Below are 21,736 nucleotides of genomic sequence, written 5' to 3' on the forward strand. Positions count from 1 at the left end.
ACCCCGACCGCACGCAGCCGTTGGAGGCAGCCATGACCGCGACCCCCCGGGCGATGCCCGCGCCACCGGTGCACGACGCACCCGTGATCGACATCGACCCCTTCTCCGAAGCGTTCCTCGCCGACCCGATGCCGTACCACGAGCGGCTCCGCGAGACGGCGGCCGTGACGATCCTGCAACCGTACGGGGTGTACGCGGTCGCCCGCTACGACGACGTGCACCGGGCGCTGACGGACTGGCAGGGGCTCCAGTCCGCCGCCGGCGTCGGACTCGCGAACTTCACGCACGAGGAGCCGTGGCGTGCGCCGAGCGTGCTGCTCGAAGCGGACCCGCCGCGCCATGACGCGCCCCGCGCGGTACTGCAGCGACTGCTATCGCCCCGACGCCTGCAGACGTTCGCGGCGCAGTGGCGTGCCGACGCCGATGCGATCGTCGACGACCTGCTCACCCACGGGCGAGAGTTCGACGCGGTCACCGACCTCGCCGAGGTGTTCCCGCTGCGCGTGTTCCCGGATGCGGTGGGGCTGGGGGAGGACGGCCGCGAGCACCTGCTCCCGTACGGCGACTTCGCCTTCAACGCGTTCGGCCCGCAGAACCGGCTCGTCACCGAGGCGCAGCAGCGAATCGGCCCCTCGGTGACGTGGGTCGGCGAGCAGTGCCGACGCGATCGACTCGCGGCGGGGAGCATCGGCGCGCAGATCTGGGAGGCGGCGGACCGCGGCGACATCACGCAGGAGCAGGCACCGCTCGTCGTCCGCTCGCTCCTCACGGCCGGCGTCGACACCACCGTCACCGGCATCGCCGCGGTGCTCCGCGCCATGGCCGATCGGCCGGAGGACTGGCGGCGGGTCCGCGAGGACCGCTCGCTCCTGCCGCGCGTATTCGAGGAGGCCGTGCGCCTCGAGTCCCCCGTGCAGACCTTCTTCCGCACCACCACGGCACCCGTCGAGATCGCCGGCGTCCCGATTCCGGCGGGCGAGAAGGTGCTGATGTTCCTCGGGGCGGCGAACCGGGATCGACGCCGATGGAGCGATCCGCACGTGTTCGACCTCGATCGCGACCCCTCCGGTCACGTCGCCTTCGGGATGGGACTGCACCAGTGCGTCGGCCAGCACATCGCACGGCTCGAAGCCGTCTCGGTGCTCGACGCGCTCCTCGACCGAGTGGTCGCACTCGAATCCGCCGGACCCGAGCGACGCCACCTCAACAACACGCTGCGCGGCTTCGAGTCGCTGCCGATGCGGTGGACGGCGGCCTGACGGCGATGTCGTTTCAGACCACCGGGGTGCCGTGCGTGTGGAAGCTCTCGATGGTCTTCATGCCCCACGCCTGACCCTTCTTCCGCTCCTCCTCGCTCCACTCGACGACCGGCTGGTCGGGGTCGAGGAGGAGGCGTGCACCGGCGTTGGCGAACTCGATGCGGTTGCCGCCCGGCTCCCAGACGTACAGGAAGAACGTCTGGTTGATCGCGTGCTTGTGCGGTCCGGACTCGATGTAGATGCCGTTCTCCAGGAAGATGTCGGCAGCTTTGAGGATGTCCTCGCGCGTGTCCGGGGCGAAGGCGATGTGGTGGAGGCGATTGCCGTGCTTCGTCCAATCGTCGCTGTACACGACGTCGTACGACTTCAGCCCGAAGTGGAACCACCAGGCGGCGAACTTGCCGCTGTCGAGACGGATCCGCTCGCTCTCGCGCATGGCGAGCGCATCGGCGAGGAAGGCGCCGTTCGCTTCGACATCCTTGCCGAGAAAATTGATGTGATCGATGCGCCGCGCGTTGATGCCTCGCCCCGGAAACGCCGACGCCTGGTTCTTCAGCGCCGGTCGGTCCTCGTCTCCCGCGACATAGCGTTCAGTCTCGTAGTAGATCGCCATCGAGTGCCCGTCGGGGTCGCGGAACATGAACGTCGAGCCGGTGCCGACTTCACCATCGACCCACCCCTCTCCGAGGCCGAGGCGCTCGATGGCGGCCACCCGACGCTCGAGCGCCCTCTGACTCGCGGCGCGGAAGGAAGTGCGGCCGACGCCGGCCGCATCGGAGGCGGTGAGTTTGATCGTGTAGCGCTCGTACTCGTCCCAGGTGCGCAGGAATGCCACCCCGTCCGTCTGCTCGACAACGCGCATGGCCAGCAGATCTCGGAAGAACCAGAGGCTCTCGTCGAATTTCGGAGTGAGGAGTTCGACGTTCGCCAGGTGAGCGACGTCGAAGGCGGTCGAATCAGTCATGGTCTGGTCCTCTCGGGCGGGGTTCGGGTGCGGTGCGTGGTCAGCGGTGCGGTCTCGGGAAGACGAGCCCGTCGAAGATCTTGCGCGCGGTGCGCAGGGTGACGGAGGAGGCGGCCACGGCGCCGACGCCCGGGCGGTCTTCGACCCGCACGAGCGCGTCGAAGCGACCGCTCGGGTGTTCGATCGTCACGCGACGGTCATCGGAGAGCTCGGCGATCTCGTGGGCGATCGAGCCGGGGATCCGCGCCCCTGCGGCGACGGACGCCGCCATGAGGACACCGATCGCGGGGTGGACGCGGTGCGGAATGAACGCCCGCGCGGTGAGCGTGCCTCCGTGACGCGGCGGTGAGACGAGGATCATCTTCGGAACCGTCTGCGCGGCGACGTCGCCGAGCCCCATGCGCGGTCCTGCCTGCAGCCGTATGGCTTCGAGGCTCGTCGTGAGTGCGGCGCTCGCCTCGAGTGTCGCTGGCTCCTCATCGCCGGACAGACCGAAATCGGCCGCGTCGAGCACGACGACGGGCATGCCGCAGTCGACGATTGTCACCCGTCGCCCATCGATGTCATCGACGGTGTTCCCGGTCGGCAGGAGCGGTGAGCCGCTCCCGGTCATCTCGATCTCGATCGGAGCTGCGGTGCCCGGAACTCCGTCGATCGCCTGGTCTCCGTCGTACGCGACGGCACCGGATCGTATCGGAAAGGTCGCCGTGGCCACGTCGCCGGTGTTGAGGAGTCGAATGGTGACCGACGTGCGACCCTCGCCCGGTTGTACGAGTCCGCGCTCAACTGCGAACGGACCGACGCCCGCGAGCAGATTGCCGCACGTCTGCCGGTCGGCCACCTCGGCTGTGGCGACGCCGACCTGCAAGAAGAGGTAGTCGACATCGATGCCCGGAGCCTCCGATCGCGAGACGATCGCCACCTTGCTGGTGAGCGGGTGCGCGCCGCCGAGGCCGTCGATCTGCCGTTCGTCCGGGCTGCCCATGACGCGCAGCAGCAGGTCATCGATCGACGGGCGCTCCGCCGGAAGGTCCTCGGCCAGGAAGAACGCGCCTTTGGACGTGCCGCCCCGCATCAGCATGCAGGGCAGTCCATCGGTGTCCGGCCGGCGCGCGGTGTTCATCGCGGCGCAGAACCCTCGAACTCGGCCTGCGTCAGCGTGCGCACGCCCAGGTCGGCGAGCAGGGTGCGCAGGCCCTTGCGATCCAGGCTCAATGCGCCTTCGGCGTACGCCCGCCGGTCGGCCTCCTCTTTCTCGGCGCGCTGATCCGCCGCCTGCAGGGTCGCTCCCGCGAGGGCCCGGGGCACGCAGACGACACCGTCGTCGTCGGCGACGATCACGTCTCCGGGGCGGATGAGCGCCCCCTCGACGATGATCGGCACATTGACCGAACCGGCCGTGGCCTTGACGGTGCCCTGGGCATGGACCGCCCCGGACCAGACCGGGAAGTCGAGGTCGCGGAGGTCGGCGGTGTCGCGGACTCCGGTCGTGGTCACGATTCCCCGTACGCCCCGCGCGTGCAGCGCTGTGGCGAAGAGGTCGCCGAACGCACCGTCGAGCGACGGGGATGTGGTCGTGACGACGAGCACGTCGCCCGGCTCGCACTGCTCGATGGCGGCGTGGATCATGAGATTGTCGCCCGGCCAGCACAGCACCGTGACGGCGGAGCCCGCGATGCGCGCGTCGCGCTGCCGAGGAGTGACGCCGTGACCGACGAGCCCCTCCCGTCCCAACGCCTCGTGGACGGTCGCCACGCCGTGCACCCCGAGCGCGTCGATGGTCGCGGCGTCGGCCCGTGCGATGTCGGTGACGACGACCCCGGTCCTGCCGACGCCCTCCGCCGGCGCAGGCGTGGCGGTCACCTGAGCTCTCCGGTCACCTGCGGGAAGTAGCGCATGTAGGCCTCACCCATCGTCTCGTGGGGCAGGCCCAGGTTCGGGCCTGCGTTCCGCTTCACCTGTACGCCGCGTCGAATGGCGAGGTGGGTGTAGTACTCCCACATGTGCTTCTGCGCCGGCAGGCACTCCATCGCAGCGCGCTTCCGGTCGAACGCATCGGTGATGTCGAGCAGCACGTTCGGTACGAAACCGCACTGCTCGGGCTGATGCGGTTCGAAGAAGAACACGGGCGGCGCCCCGATGATGTCATCCCTTCCGGGAAGTGATCCATCCGAGTTCGCCACGCCGATCGCCTGGGCGAGCACCCTCGCCTGGAGCGCCATGCGCGCCGCCGCCGGGTGATCGCCGTTGTAGGGGTCGGCGAGGGGATGCGTGAGGACTTCGGTGGGGTGGGAGCGACGGAAGACGTCGACGAGCCGGTGCACCGACTCCTGGCTCTCGACGAGGGGGTAGTCGCCGAGGTCGAGAAACTCGATGTCGGCGCCGAGTGCCGCTGCAGCTGCCTCGGCCTCCGACTGGCGGACCGCCTTGATCTCGTCCAGTGACTTGCCGGCGAGCCACTGGCTCGCGGACTCGCCGCGTTCACCGTAGGAGAGGCAGACCACGGTGACGCGTTCTCCGCGCTGCGCCGCTGCGGCGATCGCGCCGCCGGCGCGCCACACGAAATCGCCGGCGTGGGCGCTCACGACGAGCAGGGACGGGGTGGGAGCAGTCATGGGGGTCCTCTCGGTTGGAGACCAGAGAAGCACACCCGTGAAGACTTCGTCAAGATTATTGTTGACAATTCTGTCGCCGAAAAGCACTATGGCTGTAGGCAAATTCCCTCGTCGCGCGAGGGGCCTGATTCGACCCGAAACCGGGCGAGCGATGCAGACAAGGAAGTCGAGAACATCATGGCGAAGAACCTCCAGGAACTGATCGAAGAGCGTGGCAGTGTCGTGGACACGCTGCGCAATTCCCGCCTCGGCACCTACATCTACCCGGTCGTGCCGGCGGAGTTCAGCAACTGGCGGCGCGAGCAGAAGGCCTGGCGCGAGACCGCGGTGCTGTTCGACCAGACCCATCACATGGTGAACCTGTTCATCACGGGCCGCGACGCGCTCAAGCTGCTCAGCGACACCGGCATCAACTCGTTCGCGAACTTCCCGGTCGGCATGGCGAAGCAGTTCGTCCCGGTCGCCTCCAACGGCGGCGTGATCGGCGACGGCATCCTCTTCCACGAGGCCGAAGACGAGTACGTGTACGTCGGCCGCGCACCCGGTGCGAACTGGCTGCAGTTCCACGCCGAGACCGGTGGATACGACCTCGAGACGCTGTATGACGACCGGTCGCCCTCCCGGCCGTACGGCGAGGCCGTGCATCGTCAGTACTACCGCTTCCAGATTCAGGGGCCGCGGGCCTGGGACGTCATCGAACGGGTGCACGGCGGGCCGGTCGAGCAGGTGAAGTTCTTCCGGATGGGAACGATCACCATCGCCGGCGAGACAGTGCGCACGCTGCGCCACGGCATGGCGGGAGCACCCGGCCTCGAAATCTGGGGCCCCTACGCGCACCACCGCAAGATCCGCGACGCGATCCTCGAGGCCGGTGCGGAGTTCGGCATCGAGCCGTGCGGGTCGCGCGCATATTCGTCGAACACGCTCGAATCGGGGTGGATCCCCTCACCGCTGCCCGCGATCTACTCGAGCGAGGCCGAGCGGCCGTACCGCGAGTGGCTGGGCACCGACAGCTACGAAGCGATCAACGCGATCGCCGGCTCGTTCGTCTCGGATAACATCGAGGACTACTACTTGAACCCCTGGGAGCTGGGGTACGGCTCGTTCGTGAAGTTCGACCACGACTTCATCGGCCGCGACGCGCTCGAGCGGATCGACGGCGCGACGCAACGCACCAAGGTGACGCTCGCCTGGAACGACGAGGATCTCGCGAAGCTGCTCACCACGGTGATCGACCGCGAAGGGCCCGGGTACCAGTTCTTCGACCTGCCGAATGCGAACTACGGTTCGTCGAACTTCGACGCGGTGATCGACGCGGACGGCAATCACATCGGACTGTCGCTCTTCACCGGTGTCACGGCGAATGAGAAGCGCGGGCTGTCGCTCGCCACGGTCGACCGCGATGTCCCGATCGGTGCCGAAGTGCGCGTGGTGTGGGGCGAGCCGGACGGCGGTTCCGGCAAGACGACGGTCGAGCCGCACGAGCAGCTCGCAGTGCGTGCGGTGGTGAGCCCGGTGCCGTACGCGGAGACGGCGCGGCAGGAGTACCAGGGCGGCTGGCGCACGAGCGGCACGCGCTGACCGCGGCCGGCGCCCGTCACCCGTCGCCGTGGATGACGGAGAACTGGCCCGATGAGCCGCTGATCGCGCGCGTGACGGTGGCCGAGAACCAGTCGAGTGCGGCCGAGTGCTGCGTTGAGTGACGCCGGTACAGTCGCACCGAAACGGGATCCATGGCGAAGGGGAGCGGTTGCACGGTCAGTGGCCACGTGGCCGCCCATCCTTCGGCGATGGTGTCTGGCACCGTGGCGACGAGCTCGGGGTCACCGGCGAGCGCGACGGGGAGTGCGGCGATGCGGTGGACGACGACGCGGGGTGTCAGTGCGATGCCGGCGCGCGCGAGCGCCGCGTCGAGCGGACCGATGCCGGAGTCTCCTGACACTCGGAGGTGCGCGGCGCCGGCGTAGCGTTCGCGTGTGAGGCGCCCGCGGGCGAGCGGGTTGTCGGCGGACATCGCGACACCGTATCCCTGCCGCTTGATGACGGTGCTCTCGAACGCGGCCGGGAGCGCCGCCGGGGTGATGGCGAGATCGATGCTGCCGCGCGACAACTGCTCGGGTAGGTGGTCGGGGTGCGCCGGCACGACCTCGAGGCGCATGCGTGGGGCTCGAGCCCGTACCGCCCGCAGGATCGCGGGGAGCCAGCCGATCTCGCCGAGCTCGGAGAGCGCGATTCTGAGGTGACGGTCCGACTCCGCCGGATCGAAGCCGTGCAGTCCGTCGACGGCGCGATCGATGGTCAGCAGGGCACCCCGGAGTTCCGGGTAGAGCGCGTGGGCCGCATGCGTGGGCTCCATGGTGCGGCCGACGCGCTCGAAGAGCGGATCGTCGAGCTGCTGCCTGAGCTTGGTGAGCGCCTGGCTCACGGCGGGTGGGGTGACGAATAGGCGCGCGGCCGCAGCGGTGATGCCTCGCGCTTCGTAGATCGAGACGAAGACGCGCACGAGGGAGAGGTCCATGAAGGTTTACTGTATCCCGATTCACTTTTCATGAAGCAGTACAGGGGTGAAAGTGCGCCCGCGAACCGTACGGTGGGCGTATCCCCGCAGGATCGTGATCGAAGGAGCTCACATGCAGCAGTCAGCCGCCACCGCTATCGCCGCCGCCGGCGGACCCGTCGCCTACCTGCGCAACGCGCAGGCGTTGCCGACGCAGTTCCCGGTCAGACCCGAGTTCACCAATTGGATCTCCGAGCAGCGCGCGTGGCGAGAGTCCGTGGCGCTGCTTGATCAATCGCACCACATGAGCGACCTGTTCATCACCGGGCCGGATGCCGCGCGTCTGCTCAGCGATGTCGGCGTCAACAGCTTCGCCCGGTTCCCGCGCGACTCCGCCAAGCAGTTCATCGCGGTGAACCACGAGGGGTACCTCATCGGCGATGCAATCCTCTTCCATCTCGACGGTGAGGCGGGGGCGACAGGAGACACCTACGACCTGGTCGGTTGGCACATGGTGCTCGACTGGGTGGAGTACCACGGCGAGACCGGGAACTACGACGTGCGCTTCGAGCGGGACCCCAACTCGATCGCGCGTGCCGCTGCGGGCGGAGGAGACCCGAAGCTGTATCGATATGAGCTCCAGGGTCCGCAGGCCCTGGAGCTGCTGGAGCGGGTGACCGGTCGACCGGCACCCGAGACGCGGTTCTTCGGTATGGAGACCTTCGAGATCGCCGGCGTCGAGGTCCGATCGCTGCGGCACGGCATGGCGGGGATGCCCGGTTTCGAGCTCTTCGGGCCGTGGGTCGAGGGGGAGCGCGTGCGCGATGCGATCATCGAGGCGGGCGCGGAGTTCGGTCTCACGCTCGTCGGTTCACGGGCGTACTCATCGGCGAACCTCGAGTCGGCCTGGGTGCCCTCGCCGCTTCCCGCAATCTTCACCGGCGAGGGAAGCGCCGCGTACCTCGAATGGCTGCCGGCGGCACGACTCGGCTCGTTGGCCGGATCGTTCGAGGCGGAAGGCATCGAGGAGTATTACCTGTCGCCGTTCGAACTCGGCTACGGGCGCAGTGTGAAGTTCGACCACGACTTCATCGGTCGCGCCGCGCTCGAGCAGCGTGCGGCAGCGGGTGGGCGGGTGAAGGTGTCGCTGCTCTGGGATGCGGAGGATGTGGCTTCGATCCAGCGCTCCGCGTACGAGCCGGGGGTGCCTGCGAAGTTCCTGGAGTTCCCGAAGGCCCGCTACGGCCAGCACCAGGTGGACCGCGTGCGCATCGGCGAGGCGACCGTCGGCCTGTCGCACGACGTGGGCTACAGCGTGAACGAGCAGGCCTTCCTCTCCCTCGCCAGCGTGGATCCGGAGTTCGCCGCACCCGGGACGCAGGTGGAGGTGGTGTGGGGCGAGGATCCGGCGACGGGCAAGCCGGCTGCCGAGCGCCACCGGCAGGTGCGGGTGCGCGCCACCGTCGCCGAGGCGCCGTACTCGCGATTCGCTCGCGAGGACTATCGACGCTCGTGACCGTCTGAATCGGCCGCGTCGCCCTCTCGTCCAATCAATTCCGTTGAACGGAATTTCGGGCGTCGAGGGTGTGCGCCGCGCACCATAATGAACATGCGCGGACAACGTGTCTGCAACTTTGTCAGATAAATTGTTGACAATCCGCGCGAGGATTTCTAGTGTCGGAACTGCTTCTGGCGCGGATCTGGAAGACCCGTTGAATCAATGGTGATGAACAGGGAGTGCTGAGGCTATGGCGGCTCAATTGACCTTGCAGGGAGTGGACCTCCGGTTCGGAGGTGTCACGGTGCTGCGCGATGTCGGATTCGCGGTCGAGCCCGGCCAGGTGTTCGGACTGGTCGGCCCGAACGGAGCCGGCAAGACCTCGCTCTTCAACTGCATCAGCGGGCACTACCGGCCGAGCTCCGGATCGATTCGGATCGATGACACCGAGGTGCGCGGCTCGCGCCCGGCGCAGATGGCCGGTCACGGGCTCGCGCGCACCTTCCAGCACCCCGCACTGCAGTTGCGCGAGACCGTGCTCGAGAACGTCATGCTCGGTGCCCACACGCGGCTGCCCGGCGGCCCGCTGTCGTGGTCGCTGCGCTTCCCCCGAGTCACCCGGTCCGAGAGCGCACTGCGTGCGGAAGCACTGCAGCTGCTCGAGGAGAACGGTCTCGGGTGGGCCGCCCATCGTCGCGCCGATGAGCTGTCGCACGGGCTGCACAAGGGCGTCGAGCTCTGCCGAGCGCTCATGAGTCGACCGCGCCTCCTGCTGCTCGATGAGCCCGCGGCCGGGCTGCCCCACTCGGAGGTCGAGCAGCTCATCGAGACCGTGCGGCGTCTGGGACGCGAGTCCGACGTCACCATTGTCATCGTCGAGCACCACATGGGGCTCATCGCGGCACTGACCGACCGGGTCGTCGTGCTCGACCACGGGGCGAAACTCCTCGAGGGAACGGCGGCCGAGGCGCAGTCCGATCCGCGCGTCATCGAGGCCTACATCGGAAAGGACGACGCCGATGCCGCTGCTTGAACTGCAGGATGTCACCGCCTCGTACGCGTCGGTTCAGGTGCTCGACGGGATCTCGTTGTCGGTGCCCGAGGGCGGTGCCGTCGGGGTCCTCGGGGCGAACGGCGCGGGCAAGACGACCACACTGCGCGCCATCACCGGCGTGGTGAGGGCCGGAGGATCCATCCGGTTCCTGGGGCGCGATATTCGCGGTCTGCGGCCCGATCAGGTCGCGGCGCTCGGAATCGCGCACGTGCCCGAGGGGCGCGGTACGCTCGGCGACCTCACCGTGCGCGAGAACCTCAAGGTCGGCGCGTATCTGCGGAAGGATCGAGCGGGCATCGCGTCCGACATCGACTACTGCCTCGACCTCTTTCCGCAGCTCAAGGAGCGGGTGAGTGCGAACGGGTCGACGCTCTCCGGCGGCGAGCAGCAGATGCTCGCGGTCGCGCGAGCGTTCATGGCGAAACCGAAGCTGCTCCTGCTCGACGAGGCCTCACTCGGTCTCGCTCCCGGCACCGCGAAGTCCGTCTACCAGGCGATCAAACGGCTCCGCGTCGAGTCGGGCATCTCGATGCTCGTCGTCGAGCAGAATGCGAACCTGGCCTTCTCGCTGGTCGACGAGGCGGTCGTGCTCGAGACGGGACGGAGCGTGCTCTCAGGACCGACCGAAGAGTTGCGCACCATGGACGAAATCCGACGCGCCTACCTGGGAGGTTGAGACATGGGCACCTTCATCCAACTGCTGATCGACGGGCTCTCCACGGGTTCCATCTACGCGGCACTCGCGCTCGCCATCGTGCTGGTGCACCAGGCCACGGGCATGGTGAACTTCGCGCAGGGCGCGATGGCCGTGCTCTCCGGATACATCGCGTTCACCTTCCTGGGCTTCGGCGTTCCCCTCATCCTGGCGATCCTCATCACCGTCGTGATCTCGTTCTTCGTCGGTGCGATCGTCGAGCGGGTGCTGATCCGCAAGTTCGAGCAGGGCAACCCCGACACCGCGGTAGTGGTGACGATCGGCTTGCTGACCCTCATCACCGGCATCTGCGCATGGCTGTGGTCGTACAACAACCAGCTGTTCCCGTCGCTCTTCCCGAACCAGACCATCGCATTGCTCGGGGCCTCGGTGAGCGTGCGCTCGCTCGGCACCATCATCGTGATCCTCGCGATCATGGGCCTGCTGCAGCTCATGTTCGTCGGTACGAAACTCGGGCTCGCCCTGCGTGCGGTGTCGATCAACCAGCAGTCGGCGGCGTTCGCCGGCATGCCCGTCGGCAGGCTGCTCATGGTGGGCTGGGGACTCGCGGCCGCGCTCGGCGCCGTCGCGGGCGTGCTGGTCGCCCCGCAGCTCACCCTGACGCCCGGCATGATGGACACGGCCCTGGTGTACGCGCTCGCCGCCGTGATCCTCGGCGGGCTGACGAGCCCGGTCGGGGTCGTCGTGGCGGCGGCGCTGATCGGCGTGCTCGAGAATCTCGCAGCCGTCTACGTCCCCTTCATCGGTCACGACCTGAAGGTCGCGGTCCCCTTCATCCTGATCTTCGTGGTCCTCGTCGTAAGACCCCAGGGCCTGTTCGGCCGGAAAACGGTGGTGAGAGTCTGATGTCGCCTCTGCTCAAGAAGCCCGCAATTCGTTGGGCCGCTCTCGGTGTGCTGATCGTGCTCGCTGTCGTGCTTCCGCTCGTGCTGCCCGAGATCGCGAACGATACCATCGCCCGCATCATCGTCTTCGCAGTGGCGGTGCTCGGCCTGAACGTGGTCATGGGGTACGCGGGGCAGGTGTCGCTCGGACAGATCTTCTTCCTGGGTCTCGGTGCGTACGTCACCGCGTACGGCGTCACGCACGACTGGAACATCGTGCTCACGTTCGTGCTCGCCCTCATCATTCCGGCGCTCGCCGGACTGCTCATCGCGTTGGCGGCCGCGCGTCTCGGGGGCCTCGCCATCGCGATGGTGACGATCGCGTTGCCGATCGTCGGGTTGCCGCTCGCGAAACGACTGAGCGACTGGACGGGCGGGTCGCAGGGCGTCTCGTCGCGGTTCTCGGACGCCCCCGAGTGGACCGGCCTCTATAACGATCAGTGGAAGCTCTACCTCGTGATCGTCATCGCCGCCGTGACGTTCGCACTCGTGCGCAACTTCGTGCGCGGCAAGTTCGGCCGCGCGCTCGCCATCGTGAAGGAGAACCCTGCCGTCGCCTCGTCGATGGGCATCTCCCCGTACTGGACCAAGGTGCTCGCCTTCACGATCGCGTCGCTCGTGGGTGGCGTGAGCGGCTTCCTCTACATGACCGTGCTGCAGTACACGTCGCCCGAGACGCTCTCGTTCCACCACTCGATCACGCTGGTCGCCTCGATGGTGATCGGCGGCGCCGCGACCATGGTGGGTTCGGTCATCGGCGGCGTCTACTACGTCTTCGTACCGGTGCTGACGAATGCGATCGACCCGAACCTGACGGCCGCGCTGCAGGGCGCGATCCTGCTGCTCGTCCTGTTCCTGCTTCCCGGCGGTCTGGCGTCGTTGCCCCGCACCCTCGCCGGACTCCGAAAGTCGTCCGGGTCCCGACCCGGTGCTCCACCCGCGGACGCGGGCGCTCCGTCGCCCGAAGCCCGCACCCAGAGTTCGCAGTAGTTCATGAGAAAGGTGAGAAGAATGAAGAGGAACATCAGGAAACGGGGGGTCCTCGGCGCCGTGGCGCTGTCGGCCGCTGCGCTCCTCGTCTTGAGCGCGTGCGCGCGCGACGGCGGGGGCGAGGCGAGTCCCGGCATCACGGATGAGACGATCACGCTCGGCGTGACGACGCCGTTGAGCGGCGGCACCGCCGGACCCGGAACCTGCACCGTCGCAGGGCTCCGCGCGTACATGGGGGCCGCCAACGCCGCCGGCGGCATCGAGTTCGGCGATGGGAAGACCCGGGAGGTGCAGATCGAAGCGCTCGACGACGCCTACGATCCGCAGAAGGCCTCCTCCAACTTCCAGACGCTGAAGAACGAGGCGTTCGCCATCACCTCGGGTCTCGGCACGCCGACCAACCTCGCGTGGCGCGAGGCCGCGACCGCGGACGAGGTGCCCCAGGCGCTCGTCATGACGGGCGACCCCATCTTCAGCGACCAGGAGGAGAGCCCCTGGTCCCTCGGGTGGGTGCCGGTCTATCAGAACGAGGGCGAGGCGTTCGGTGAGATGCTCGCCTCGTCTTCCGAGGATCACAAGGTCGCGATCCTCTCGCAGAACGACGACTTCGGCGAAGGGTATGTCGAGGGTTTCAAGGAGGCGATCGCAGGGTCCGACAACATCGAGGTCGTCGGGGAACTCACCTACGAGGCGACCGACACCTCCGTCGACGCGCAGCTCACCGAGCTTGCGGCGACCGATGCCGACGTGTTCTTCAACGCGATGTCGATCACGCCGCTCGTGATCTCCTCGCTCGAGCGGGCGCAGAGCATCGGGTGGGAGCCCAGCTGGTTCCTCCCGTCCAACACCTCGAGCCCGGGAGCGATCCTGGAGCCGGGCGGAGCGAGTGCGTACCCCGGTGTGTACTCGGTCGCGTTCGCGAAGGCGCCCGCGTCTCCCGAGTTCTCCGATGACGAAGACGTGCAGACGTTCCTCGCGAATCTCGACGAGTACGCGGACTACTCCGACGTGCCGGCGTTCCCGCACTGCATGTGGAGCTACATGCTCGGCGCCACGCTCGAGCAGGTGTTCCAGGACATGGAGGAGCCGACGCGCGAGAGCTTCATGGAATCGCTGCGCAGTATCGAAGACTTCCAAGCGCCGCTCATGCTGGAGGGAACAACGGTGAACACGACCGAGGACGGCGAGCCGGCCGTCTCGACGGTCGTCGTGCAGAAGTACAACGGCCAGGGGTTCGACACCGTCGATCAGCTGGAGTAGCACCGCGCACGAGCCGACGCCGGCGTTCCGGACTGCACCGGGGCGTCGGCGTCGTCGTGTGTCAGGTGTGCGTGCGCGAGATGGCCTGGATGATGGCGGCGAGGTGCGTCTCCGTCGCGGTCGCGGCGGCATCGGGGTCGCGCGCGATCACGGCGTCGACGATCGCGGCGTGCTCCTCGACGGAGGCGCTCGCCCGCTGCGGGTCGAAGGCCAGCCTGAACTGGTGCCGTGCGGCTTGGGCGCGGAGCCGTTCGAGCAGCTGGTTCGCGACCCCGTGGTCCGAGATCTCGCGCAAGACGGCGTCCATCTCTTGGTTCAACGCCGCGTAGCGCACGAGGTCTCCCGATTCGACGGCGGTGCGCATGCCGTCGCGCAGATCTGCGAGCGCCGTGCTGCGGTCGGCGTCGATGCGTTCGGCTGCGCGTCGAGCGACCAGTACCTCGAGCCCGACGCGCACCTCGACGATCTCGATCGCCTCGTTCGGTGAGATGGCGCGGACGCGGGCGCCGCGGTTCGGCATCCGCTCGATGAGGCCTTCTCCCTCGAGCGTCATGAGGGCGTGACGCACCGAGGCGCGGGTCGCGTCGAACTCGGTGCTGAGATCGGCCTCGATCAGGCGCTGCCGCGGGACGAACTCCCCGTTCAGAATGGCTTGGCGAACGTGGTGGGCCACGCTCTCGGAGTTGGCTCGTACGGTCGACTGCTCGGACACTGCGTTCCCCTATCGCCGATCATCTTGGCGACAATTTTGTCGCACCGGTATCGGACCATTGTGGCACGGGAAGCGGCGCAGAACGATCGTGCAGCGTGCTCAGTTCAGCGGCTCGCCCCGGGTGCAGACCGTGACCATCTGCGTCCCCTTCCCGTGCGGCTCCAGCGCCTCGACGCATCCGTGCGTCGCGACGATGCGCACGGTGACGCCACGGGGATCGAGCACGCGCACGAGTGCGTCTGCGATCTGCTCGCCGAGACGTTCCTGCAGCTGGGGGCGACGGGCGGTGCTCGAGACCAGCTTCACGATCCTGCTGAACCCTGCGAGCCGGGCGCGCGGCGCGTACGTCACATCGACGCGCCCCTCGAACGGCAGCAGGTGGTGGGGGCAGATCGAACGGAACGAGACATCGGTGACCGAGACGACCTGTCCGTGCGACTCGTCCTCCGTGACCTCCATGGGGGTACCGAGTGCCTCCGCGGGGTCGGCGCCCGCCTGCGCGAACATTCCTGCCGCGAGGTCGGTCACGCGCTCAGGAGTTCTGCGGAGTTCGGCGACCTCGGGATCGACGCCCATCGCCGCGAGAAACTCCGTCACGGCGCGCATCGCACGTTCACGATCGATACTCATGGTCTCATCAGCTCCTCTCGGATCGACCGCGTTCCAGCCGGTCGACGGTCTCGAGTCCGTGCTGCGCCCATGCGATCTCCGATCGTGCGCGCGCGGCGAGCCCCTCGTAGGCGAAGCGCTTGTAGGCGATGGTGCGCTCGTGATCGCGCTCGTCGGTCACGCGCAGGCGATTGACGAGCATCGGATTGTCGAGGGCCTCGATGTGCGCGAGCTCCCCGTCCCAGCAGGACAGCTCGTACGTCCAGTGCTCGATGTGGGCGCGCAAGAACGATCGCGCGGCGTCGGGCTCCGCGGACTCGAGGTACGCCGCGCGCAGATGGGCGGCGTCACGGGTGCGCTGGTACTCGGGGGGACTGTTCATCCACGCGAGGAACGCCTGATCTCCGGCATCGGTCACATGGTAGATGCGGCGAACACCGCGCTCGCCGCGCGGCTGCTCCTCGGCGACGACGAGCCCCTCGTTCGCCATCTTCCGCAGTTCGGGGTAGATCTGCGAGTCGGCCGCGTGCCACACGTGGCCGACCGACTGCGAGAACTGCTTCTGCAGGTCGTACCCCGACATCGGACCGACGCGCAGGAGTGCGAGCAGTGCACTGCGGAGGCTCATGATGCCCTCCTCGTTCGATTCAGGAGCCGGAAGAGGGGTCGGGGCATGCCCCGACCCCTCTCAGCGTACAATCTTCCGTCTCGCTCAGGCGTCGTAGCCGGTGCGCCAGCCGCCCTGGTACTCCTTGCGCGCGACCGTCGAGTACGGGACCGGACTGACCACGGCCCGCACATCGGTCTGCTCGTGCGACTCGACGGAGGCCTTCGACGTGCCGCCGCCCGGCTCGCCCCACACCACGCGCAGCTCGGTGCCCTCGGGCACGGCAGGGTCGATCGTGGCGAGGGAGAGGCCGCGACGCTCGTTCGCGCTGTAGCCGGTGAACATCGAGAAGCCCACGACGTTGTCGTCGGCGTCGACGACGGAGTCGTAGTTCGCCGAGCCGTAGTTCGCGAGCGGCAGGTCGAAGAACTTGTAGTTCGGGCCGTCGACGTTGAGCAACGAGGTCCAGACCTTGCCGAGGTCGTCCGCGTTCCACGCGAGCGTGACCTTCTTGCGCTGCGCAGCGGGATCCATCCGCTCCAGAGCGTCGCGTCCGATGAAGTCGTGGTCGAACTTCACGAACGAGCCGTAGCCGAGCTCCCAGGGGCTCAGGTAGTAGTCCTCGATGTTGTCTGAGACGTACGAGCCCGCCAGGGTGCCGGTGGCCTCGTAGCTGTCGACGCCGAGCCATTCGCGGTACGCCCGCTCCGCCTCGCCGGTGTAGATGGCGGGCAGCGGTGAGGGGATCCACCCCGACTCGAGCGTGTTCGAGGGGTAGGCGCGCGAGCCGACCGGCAGCAGGCCGAACTCGACGCCGGCCTCGACGATGGCGTCGCGGATGTGATCGTGGTCCTCGTACGGTCCCCACACTTCGAGTCCCGGCGCTCCTGCCATGCCGTGACGCAGCGTGCGCACCTGCTTGCCGGCGATCTGCATGGTCGACATGTTGAAGAAGCCGAGCTTCTCGAGCGGTCCGCCGTTCAGCTTCTCGATCACGGCCCAGGCGTTCGGGCCCTGGATCTGGAAGCGGTAGTACTTGCGCGCGACCGAGTGGCCGTACGGGCGCGAGGGGGAGCGGCGGTCGACCTCGATGTCGAGGTTCTGGTACCCGCCGGTCTCACCGTGGAACATGAGCCAGTTCGATGCCGGTGCGCGACCGACGTACACGTACTCGTCCTCCGCTTCGCGGAAGAGAATGCCGTCGCCGATCACGTGGCCCGAAGACGTCGTCGGCACATACTGCTTGGCCTTGTTCACCGCGAAGTTCGCCACCGAGTTGATGGCGGTGTCCGAGATGAGCTTGATCGCGTCCGAACCCTTCAGGAACACGTTGTCCATGTGGTGGGACTGGTCGTAGAGCACCGCGGTCTCGCGCCACGCGCGCTGCTCCTTGATCCAGTTCGCGAAGTCGGCCGGAACGACCGGGTAGATGTACGAGCCGATCTGGGAGTTGCGCAGCAGCTCGACCGGGTTCTTCTGGTCCAGCAGTTCCTGCAGGTTGTTCGCCACGATGAGAACCTCTCTGTTTTCTGTCGGGTGGTGCCTCGGCACCGGTGGGCGGGGCTAATTGAAGACGATGGTGTGGTTGTGGTGCCGGATCACGCGATCCTCGGCGTGCCACTGCACGGCGCGGCTGAGCACGGCGCGCTCGACGTTCGCTCCCATGCGCTGCAGGTCCGCTGCGGTCTCGGCGTGCGTGACGCGAATGACGTCCTGCTCGATGATCGGGCCCTCGTCGAGCTCTTCGGTGACGTAGTGGCTCGTCGCGCCGATGAGTTTGACGCCGCGCTCCTTGGCCTTGCGATACGGGGCGGCTCCGATGAAGGCGGGGAGGAAGGAGTGGTGGATGTTGATGACGGGCACGCCGACCTGCTGCAGGAATTCGGGAGAGATGATCTGCATGTACCGCGCCAGCACGATGAAATCGACGTTGCCCTGCAGGAGTTCGAGAATCTTGGCTTCGGCGACCGACTTGTCGGGTCCCTGCGACGGGACGTGGAAGAAGGGAACCCCGAAACTCCGGACGTCCTCGACCATGGTGGTGTGGTTCGAGATGACCATCGGGATCGTGACCGGCAGCTCGCCGCGTCGCTCGCGCCAGAGCAGATCGAGCAGGCAGTGGTCGCTCGTCGATGCGAGCACCGCCATGCGCTTCGGCACGGACATGTCGCTGAGGTTCCACTCGACCTGGAACGCGTCGAGCGTCTGCGCGAGATCGGCCTCGATGTCGGGGATCGCCGCGGACAGGCTCGGCCGGTGGAAGACGACGCGCTGGAAGAACGCGCCGCCCTCGGGGTCGTCGGAGTGCTGATCCAGTGAAACGATGTTGCCGCCGTTGCGCGTGATGAGCGTGGTCACGGCGGAGACCAGTCCGCGCTGGTCCGGTCCGTGCACGATCAGGCAGGCGTGGTCACGGCGGGTCTCGATGGTCTTGGACATTGACGAGTCTCTTCCCTAGTGCTGAGCGGCGAATTCGTGCGCCCACTCGGCGGTCGCGAGCAGGCCACCGAAAGTATAGAAGTGCGTGCGTACGTTTCCGCTGGCCGGAGCGACTTCGAGCAGGTTGCCGAGCTCCTCCATGAAGCGGTCAGGGCCGGCCGTGCCCATGAGGTTGGTCAGTGAGAACCCGTACTTCTTCACGATGCCGGTGCTGGCGCCGACGCCGAAGCGGCGCGCGTAGCCGAGCAGGCGTTTGATGCCGGCGGGGCCGGGCGTCCCGATCCTGATCTCGGACTCGATGCCGCGCGAGCGCACATCGAGCACCCACTGCTGCACGGCTTCCGCGTCGAACGCGAACTGCGTGAGCACGACGGCGTCGAGTCCCTGCGTCGCCAGTGCCGCCGATTTCTCTTCGAGGTGCTGCCAGAGCACCTCGTCGGGGATGTCGGGGTGGCCTTCGGGGTAGCCGGCGATCGACACCTCGCGCACGCCGTAGCGCTGCAGCACACCCGACTGGATCACCGTCAGGGAGTCGGGATACGGCCCTTCGGGGGTGGCGGGATCGCCACCGACGCAGAAGATGCGCTCCGAAGCGCCGATGTCCTGGAGGCGGCCGAGAAACTCTTCGAGCTGCTCCTGGGACTGCAGGCGCCTGGCGGAGATGTGGGGGACGGGAACGAAGCCGAAGTCCTTCACAGCCTTCGACGCTGCGATCCGCATCTCCAGATCTTCGTTGCCGAGGAAAGTGACGTTGATCTTCGTCCCCTGAGGGATCGTGTGATGCGCCTCATTGAGCCCAGGAATGTCTTTGCCGGTCATTTCGAGCGAGAAGCCGTCGAGCAGCTTGCGAGCAGCAGGAGTGGTCATGATCCAAGTCTTCCTTTCGCGGCGCGTCCTTGCATCCGTGTGTGCAAGCTTACCTATGCGCTTAGGGAATGTCTATAGGGAAATGGGGGATGCTCGAAAGCGGCGGTGGGATCGTCGTGCTGGTGCGTCGGTCCCACCGCCGAGGAGCGTCGTCCGTGCTTAGTCGGCGATCACGGAGACGGCGTGCGCCTCCTGGAAATCGCGGATGCCGTGGATGCCCTGCTCGCGTCCGATGCCGGACTGCTTCACCCCGCCGAACGGGGCCCGAAGATCCAGGCGAGTGGCCCCGTGGTCATTGACCCACACGTACCCCGACTGCAACTGCGGCGCGACGCGATCGGCTGCAGCGGCGTCTGCGGTCCACACGGAATTGCCGAGCCCCGCCCACGTATCGTTCGCCAGGCGGATCGCCTCCTCCTCACTGTCGAACGGAATGACGGGAATCACGGGGCCGAACTGCTCCTCGGTGACGACGCGCAGCGCCGGATCCGCATCGACGACGATCGCCGGGCGCACGAAGTTACCGCCGGCGAGCTCCCCGCCGGGCAGCTCGCCGAACTCGCGCACGTCGGCCCCCGCATCCTTGGCCTCGCGGATGAGATCGTCGACGAAGGCCTTCTGGGCCGGCGAGTGGAGCGGGCCCATCGTCGTGCCGTTCGGCTCGTCGAGACCGTAGCCCAATTGCACCCGGGCGAGCCGAGACTCGAGCCCCGCGACGAGCTCGTCCATGCGCGAACGGTGCACGATCAGGCGTTTCGCGTTCATGCAGATCTGGCCCGTGGTGTCGTAGACCGCGCCGAACAGCTTGTCGAGGTGCGCGTCGTCCAGCGGCGCATCCGCGAGGAACACCGCCGCGTCGTTGCCTCCGAGCTCGAGGGTGACCGGCGTGAGCGACCGCGAGGCCATCTCCATGATCTTCTTGCCGCCGTTCACGCTGCCGGTGAAGCCGACCTTCGCGATCTGCTCGTTCGAGATCAGACCGGAGAGGTGTTCGTCGCGTCCGGTGATGACCTGCAGCACGCCGGGGGGGAGCTGTTCGGCGACGCGCTGCACGACGCGGGCGGTGGCCAGGGGCGCGGTGAGCGGGGGCTTCACGATGACGGTGTTCCCCGCGAGGAGGGCGTGAGGCAGCGCCGCGCCGAGAATCGCGATCGGCCAGTTGAAGGGGACGATGATCGTCACGGCGCCCATCGGCTGATAGGAGATGCGGGTGGAGTTCGGGATCGCACCGGGGACGGGAGCGAGATGCTCGGTCGCATCCACGTCGTCCGCGTGCGTGAGGGCGAGGTTCCAGCGCAGCTCGAACACCAGCGAGTCGACCCAGGCCTCGTGGACGACTTTGCCGTTCTCCTGCGAGAGGATCGCGGCATCGTCATCGCGGTGATCGGCGATGCCCTGAATGGCCTGAGTCATCTGCGCTGCGCGCTCCGCGCCGGACAGCGCCGACCATGCGGGGAATGCGCGCCGTGCCGCGGCGACGGCGTCGGCGACGTCGTCGGGACTCGCGGCAGCGGCGGTGCCGACGATGCGACCCGGCTTGCCCGGGTCGGCGATCTCGAGCACGTCGGCAGTGGTGCGCTCCTCGCCATCGATGAACAGAGCGGTGTGAAGATCGGACATCATTGTCCCTTTCTGACTGCGAACACGGTTCTGCACTCAGTGAAGTGGGAGAGCGACGAATGCGCAACGGTGCATCTCACTGGTCGGAAATCGGGGACGTCTCGCGCCGCGTCCCGCACCCGTGAGCGGGTCACGAATCGGAAGCAGGAAGCGCGGTGTAACACCGTGCGAGGCGCTCGCGCCACCAGGTGTCGCGCTCCGGGGGTGCCGCGAAGTCCGCGAGTCGGTCGGGGTCGAGCGGCGGGCGACGCACCGGAAGCGTCCCGGCGTCGGGCAGCAGCGACTCGGCCGTGACGTCGCCGTCGAGCAGCGCGACCGTGCCGAGTCCGCAGGCTCCGGCGAGGAGCTCATCGGGCAGTGAGGCCGCGAGGTGCAGACCCATCGAGATGCCGACGGAGGTGTCGAGCGCGCTCGACACGATGACCGGGAGCCCGGCTTCGACCACGATGTCGCGCGCTCGGCGCACGCCGCCGAGCGGTTGCGCTTTCACCACGAGCAGGTCGGCGGCACCGGCGCGCGCCACGGCGAGCGGATCGCTCGCCTTGCGCACGCTCTCATCGGCCGCGATCCGCGTGCCCCGAGCGTGGGCGTCGGGAAGGAGCTCGGCGAGTTCCGCCACCGTCGCGCAAGGTTGTTCGACGTAGTCCAGGCGATACGGGGCGAGTGCGTCGAGCGCGGTGCGCGCCTCCGCGACCGACCATCCGCCGTTGGCGTCGATCCTGAGCCGTCCCGATGGTCCGAGGGCGGCGCGGACCGCAGACACTCTGGCCACGTCGTCGGCGAGGGACTGCCCGCGTTCGGCGACCTTCACTTTGACGGTGTCGCAGCCCGGGAACCGCGCGAGAATCTCGGGGACGCGGTCGGGATCGGTGGCCGGGACCGTCGCGTTCACCGGGACCCGGTCGCGTACGACTCCGGGGGCCGCATCCCACCCGAACTCGATCGCCGCACGCAGCCAGGTCGCCGCCTCAGCATCCGTGTACTCGGGGAACGGCGAGAACTCGGTCGCCCCCTGCGGTGCTTCGAAGACGACGGCCTCTCTCACGGAGATTCCGCGGAAGCGCGTGCGTGTCGGGATCGCGACGACGTGGGCAGCGTCGAGCAGCGCGGCGAGAGACGGGCGAGCGCGGTGCATGCCTCGATCAT

General features: G+C 67.8%; 21 protein-coding genes. 8 read left to right on the plus strand and 13 right to left on the minus strand.

Going from position 1 to position 21,736, the window contains the following annotated elements:
* Positions 1-32: 32 nt before the first annotated feature.
* Positions 33-1,259, plus strand: a complete 1,227-nt coding sequence (locus tag J4H85_RS03335; protein WP_208236843.1) for a cytochrome P450 — start codon at positions 33-35, stop codon at positions 1,257-1,259.
* 13 nt (positions 1,260-1,272) lie between these two features.
* Here the strand turns inward: J4H85_RS03335 and J4H85_RS03340 are convergent, their stop codons facing one another.
* Genes J4H85_RS03340 through J4H85_RS03355 form a run of 4 tightly spaced genes read right to left on the minus strand, consistent with a single transcriptional unit; the run spans position 1,273 to position 4,838 of the window.
* Positions 1,273-2,223, minus strand: coding sequence for a VOC family protein (locus tag J4H85_RS03340; RefSeq protein ID WP_208236845.1), 951 nt, complete (start codon positions 2,221-2,223; stop codon positions 1,273-1,275).
* A gap of 40 nt (positions 2,224-2,263) precedes the next feature.
* Complete coding sequence (locus J4H85_RS03345; protein WP_208236847.1) at positions 2,264-3,346, minus strand: 4-oxalomesaconate tautomerase; 1,083 nt, start codon at positions 3,344-3,346, stop codon at positions 2,264-2,266.
* Entirely contained in the window at positions 3,343-4,086 is a 744-nt protein-coding gene (locus tag J4H85_RS03350; protein ID WP_208236849.1) for a 4-carboxy-4-hydroxy-2-oxoadipate aldolase/oxaloacetate decarboxylase, read from the minus strand. The genes J4H85_RS03345 and J4H85_RS03350 overlap by 4 nt, the downstream gene beginning before the upstream one ends.
* Complete coding sequence (locus J4H85_RS03355) at positions 4,083-4,838, minus strand: PIG-L deacetylase family protein (protein ID WP_208236851.1); 756 nt, start codon at positions 4,836-4,838, stop codon at positions 4,083-4,085. Before J4H85_RS03355 ends, J4H85_RS03350 begins: the two co-directional genes overlap by 4 nt.
* A 177-nt stretch (positions 4,839-5,015) precedes the next feature.
* On the opposite strand from J4H85_RS03355, the gene ligM (J4H85_RS03360) reads away from it, so the two are divergent.
* On the plus strand, positions 5,016-6,419 hold the full coding sequence (gene ligM / locus J4H85_RS03360; protein ID WP_208236853.1) for a vanillate/3-O-methylgallate O-demethylase: 1,404 nt from the start codon (positions 5,016-5,018) through the stop codon (positions 6,417-6,419).
* A gap of 16 nt (positions 6,420-6,435) precedes the next feature.
* Here the strand turns inward: ligM (J4H85_RS03360) and J4H85_RS03365 are convergent, their stop codons facing one another.
* The gene (locus J4H85_RS03365; RefSeq protein ID WP_208236855.1) at positions 6,436-7,356 is read right to left on the minus strand and encodes a LysR family transcriptional regulator; all 921 of its coding nucleotides are present in this window, start codon (positions 7,354-7,356) and stop codon (positions 6,436-6,438) included.
* A 112-nt stretch (positions 7,357-7,468) separates the two neighbouring features.
* Here J4H85_RS03365 and J4H85_RS03370 point away from each other — a divergent pair, with 112 nt between their 5' ends.
* The 6 genes from J4H85_RS03370 (at position 7,469) to J4H85_RS03395 (ending at position 13,736) form a co-directional block, all read left to right on the plus strand.
* Complete coding sequence (locus J4H85_RS03370; RefSeq protein WP_208236857.1) at positions 7,469-8,851, plus strand: aminomethyl transferase family protein; 1,383 nt, start codon at positions 7,469-7,471, stop codon at positions 8,849-8,851.
* A 232-nt stretch (positions 8,852-9,083) separates the two neighbouring features.
* Positions 9,084-9,866, plus strand: a complete 783-nt coding sequence (locus tag J4H85_RS03375; RefSeq protein WP_208236859.1) for an ABC transporter ATP-binding protein — start codon at positions 9,084-9,086, stop codon at positions 9,864-9,866.
* Positions 9,853-10,563: an ABC transporter ATP-binding protein gene (locus J4H85_RS03380; protein ID WP_208236860.1), complete on the plus strand. Its 711-nt coding sequence runs from the start codon at positions 9,853-9,855 to the stop codon at positions 10,561-10,563. Before J4H85_RS03375 ends, J4H85_RS03380 begins: the two co-directional genes overlap by 14 nt.
* A gap of 3 nt (positions 10,564-10,566) precedes the next feature.
* Entirely contained in the window at positions 10,567-11,448 is an 882-nt protein-coding gene (locus J4H85_RS03385) for a branched-chain amino acid ABC transporter permease (protein WP_208236862.1), read from the plus strand.
* Positions 11,448-12,476, plus strand: coding sequence for a branched-chain amino acid ABC transporter permease (locus tag J4H85_RS03390; RefSeq protein WP_208236864.1), 1,029 nt, complete (start codon positions 11,448-11,450; stop codon positions 12,474-12,476). Before J4H85_RS03385 ends, J4H85_RS03390 begins: the two co-directional genes overlap by 1 nt.
* Positions 12,477-12,497: 21 nt before the next feature.
* On the plus strand, positions 12,498-13,736 hold the full coding sequence (locus J4H85_RS03395) for an ABC transporter substrate-binding protein (protein WP_208236866.1): 1,239 nt from the start codon (positions 12,498-12,500) through the stop codon (positions 13,734-13,736).
* A 61-nt stretch (positions 13,737-13,797) separates the two neighbouring features.
* On the opposite strand, the gene J4H85_RS03400 is transcribed toward J4H85_RS03395, so the two are convergent.
* The 8 genes from J4H85_RS03400 to J4H85_RS03435 all read right to left on the minus strand — a co-directional run bounded on the left by J4H85_RS03400 (position 13,798) and on the right by J4H85_RS03435 (position 21,725).
* A complete protein-coding gene (locus J4H85_RS03400) occupies positions 13,798-14,448 on the minus strand; it encodes a GntR family transcriptional regulator (RefSeq protein ID WP_208236868.1) in 651 nt (216 codons plus the stop codon).
* Positions 14,449-14,547: 99 nt separating this feature from the next.
* Positions 14,548-15,078: a GTP cyclohydrolase I gene (gene folE / locus J4H85_RS03405; protein ID WP_208236870.1), complete on the minus strand. Its 531-nt coding sequence runs from the start codon at positions 15,076-15,078 to the stop codon at positions 14,548-14,550.
* Positions 15,079-15,085: 7 nt separating this feature from the next.
* Positions 15,086-15,685 carry a PadR family transcriptional regulator gene (locus J4H85_RS03410; protein ID WP_208236873.1) on the minus strand — a complete coding sequence of 200 codons (600 nt, stop codon included), beginning with the start codon at positions 15,683-15,685 and terminating at the stop codon, positions 15,086-15,088.
* Positions 15,686-15,769: 84 nt separating this feature from the next.
* Positions 15,770-17,173, minus strand: a complete 1,404-nt coding sequence (gene ligM / locus J4H85_RS03415; RefSeq protein ID WP_208236875.1) for a vanillate/3-O-methylgallate O-demethylase — start codon at positions 17,171-17,173, stop codon at positions 15,770-15,772.
* 54 nt (positions 17,174-17,227) lie between these two features.
* Positions 17,228-18,103: a formyltetrahydrofolate deformylase gene (purU, locus tag J4H85_RS03420; protein WP_208236876.1), complete on the minus strand. Its 876-nt coding sequence runs from the start codon at positions 18,101-18,103 to the stop codon at positions 17,228-17,230.
* A gap of 15 nt (positions 18,104-18,118) precedes the next feature.
* Positions 18,119-18,970, minus strand: coding sequence for a methylenetetrahydrofolate reductase (locus J4H85_RS03425; RefSeq protein ID WP_208236877.1), 852 nt, complete (start codon positions 18,968-18,970; stop codon positions 18,119-18,121).
* Positions 18,971-19,129: 159 nt separating this feature from the next.
* Complete coding sequence (locus tag J4H85_RS03430) at positions 19,130-20,590, minus strand: aldehyde dehydrogenase family protein (protein ID WP_243893311.1); 1,461 nt, start codon at positions 20,588-20,590, stop codon at positions 19,130-19,132.
* A 130-nt stretch (positions 20,591-20,720) separates the two neighbouring features.
* Entirely contained in the window at positions 20,721-21,725 is a 1,005-nt protein-coding gene (locus J4H85_RS03435; protein ID WP_208236879.1) for an o-succinylbenzoate synthase, read from the minus strand.
* Between the last annotated feature and the right edge of the window lie 11 nt (positions 21,726-21,736).

Source organism: Leucobacter tardus (assembly GCF_017583045.1).
GTDB lineage: Bacteria > Actinomycetota > Actinomycetes > Actinomycetales > Microbacteriaceae > Leucobacter > Leucobacter tardus.

Coding starts and splice junctions, on each gene's coding strand:
- J4H85_RS03340 (WP_208236845.1), bottom strand. CDS start 2,223: ATGACTGATTCGACCGCCTTCGACGTCGCTCACCTGGCGAACGTCGAA.
- purU (WP_208236876.1), bottom strand. CDS start 18,103: ATGTCCAAGACCATCGAGACCCGCCGTGACCACGCCTGCCTGATCGTG.
- J4H85_RS03430 (WP_243893311.1), bottom strand. CDS start 20,590: ATGTCCGATCTTCACACCGCTCTGTTCATCGATGGCGAGGAGCGCACC.
- J4H85_RS03435 (WP_208236879.1), bottom strand. CDS start 21,725: ATGCACCGCGCTCGCCCGTCTCTCGCCGCGCTGCTCGACGCTGCCCAC.
- ligM (WP_208236853.1), top strand. CDS start 5,016: ATGGCGAAGAACCTCCAGGAACTGATCGAAGAGCGTGGCAGTGTCGTG.
- J4H85_RS03410 (WP_208236873.1), bottom strand. CDS start 15,685: ATGAGCCTCCGCAGTGCACTGCTCGCACTCCTGCGCGTCGGTCCGATG.
- J4H85_RS03380 (WP_208236860.1), top strand. CDS start 9,853: ATGCCGCTGCTTGAACTGCAGGATGTCACCGCCTCGTACGCGTCGGTT.
- folE (WP_208236870.1), bottom strand. CDS start 15,078: ATGAGTATCGATCGTGAACGTGCGATGCGCGCCGTGACGGAGTTTCTC.
- J4H85_RS03390 (WP_208236864.1), top strand. CDS start 11,448: ATGTCGCCTCTGCTCAAGAAGCCCGCAATTCGTTGGGCCGCTCTCGGT.
- J4H85_RS03370 (WP_208236857.1), top strand. CDS start 7,469: ATGCAGCAGTCAGCCGCCACCGCTATCGCCGCCGCCGGCGGACCCGTC.
- J4H85_RS03345 (WP_208236847.1), bottom strand. CDS start 3,346: ATGAACACCGCGCGCCGGCCGGACACCGATGGACTGCCCTGCATGCTG.
- J4H85_RS03385 (WP_208236862.1), top strand. CDS start 10,567: ATGGGCACCTTCATCCAACTGCTGATCGACGGGCTCTCCACGGGTTCC.
- J4H85_RS03335 (WP_208236843.1), top strand. CDS start 33: ATGACCGCGACCCCCCGGGCGATGCCCGCGCCACCGGTGCACGACGCA.
- J4H85_RS03425 (WP_208236877.1), bottom strand. CDS start 18,970: ATGACCACTCCTGCTGCTCGCAAGCTGCTCGACGGCTTCTCGCTCGAA.
- J4H85_RS03395 (WP_208236866.1), top strand. CDS start 12,498: ATGAAGAGGAACATCAGGAAACGGGGGGTCCTCGGCGCCGTGGCGCTG.
- J4H85_RS03355 (WP_208236851.1), bottom strand. CDS start 4,838: ATGACTGCTCCCACCCCGTCCCTGCTCGTCGTGAGCGCCCACGCCGGC.
- J4H85_RS03375 (WP_208236859.1), top strand. CDS start 9,084: ATGGCGGCTCAATTGACCTTGCAGGGAGTGGACCTCCGGTTCGGAGGT.
- J4H85_RS03365 (WP_208236855.1), bottom strand. CDS start 7,356: ATGGACCTCTCCCTCGTGCGCGTCTTCGTCTCGATCTACGAAGCGCGA.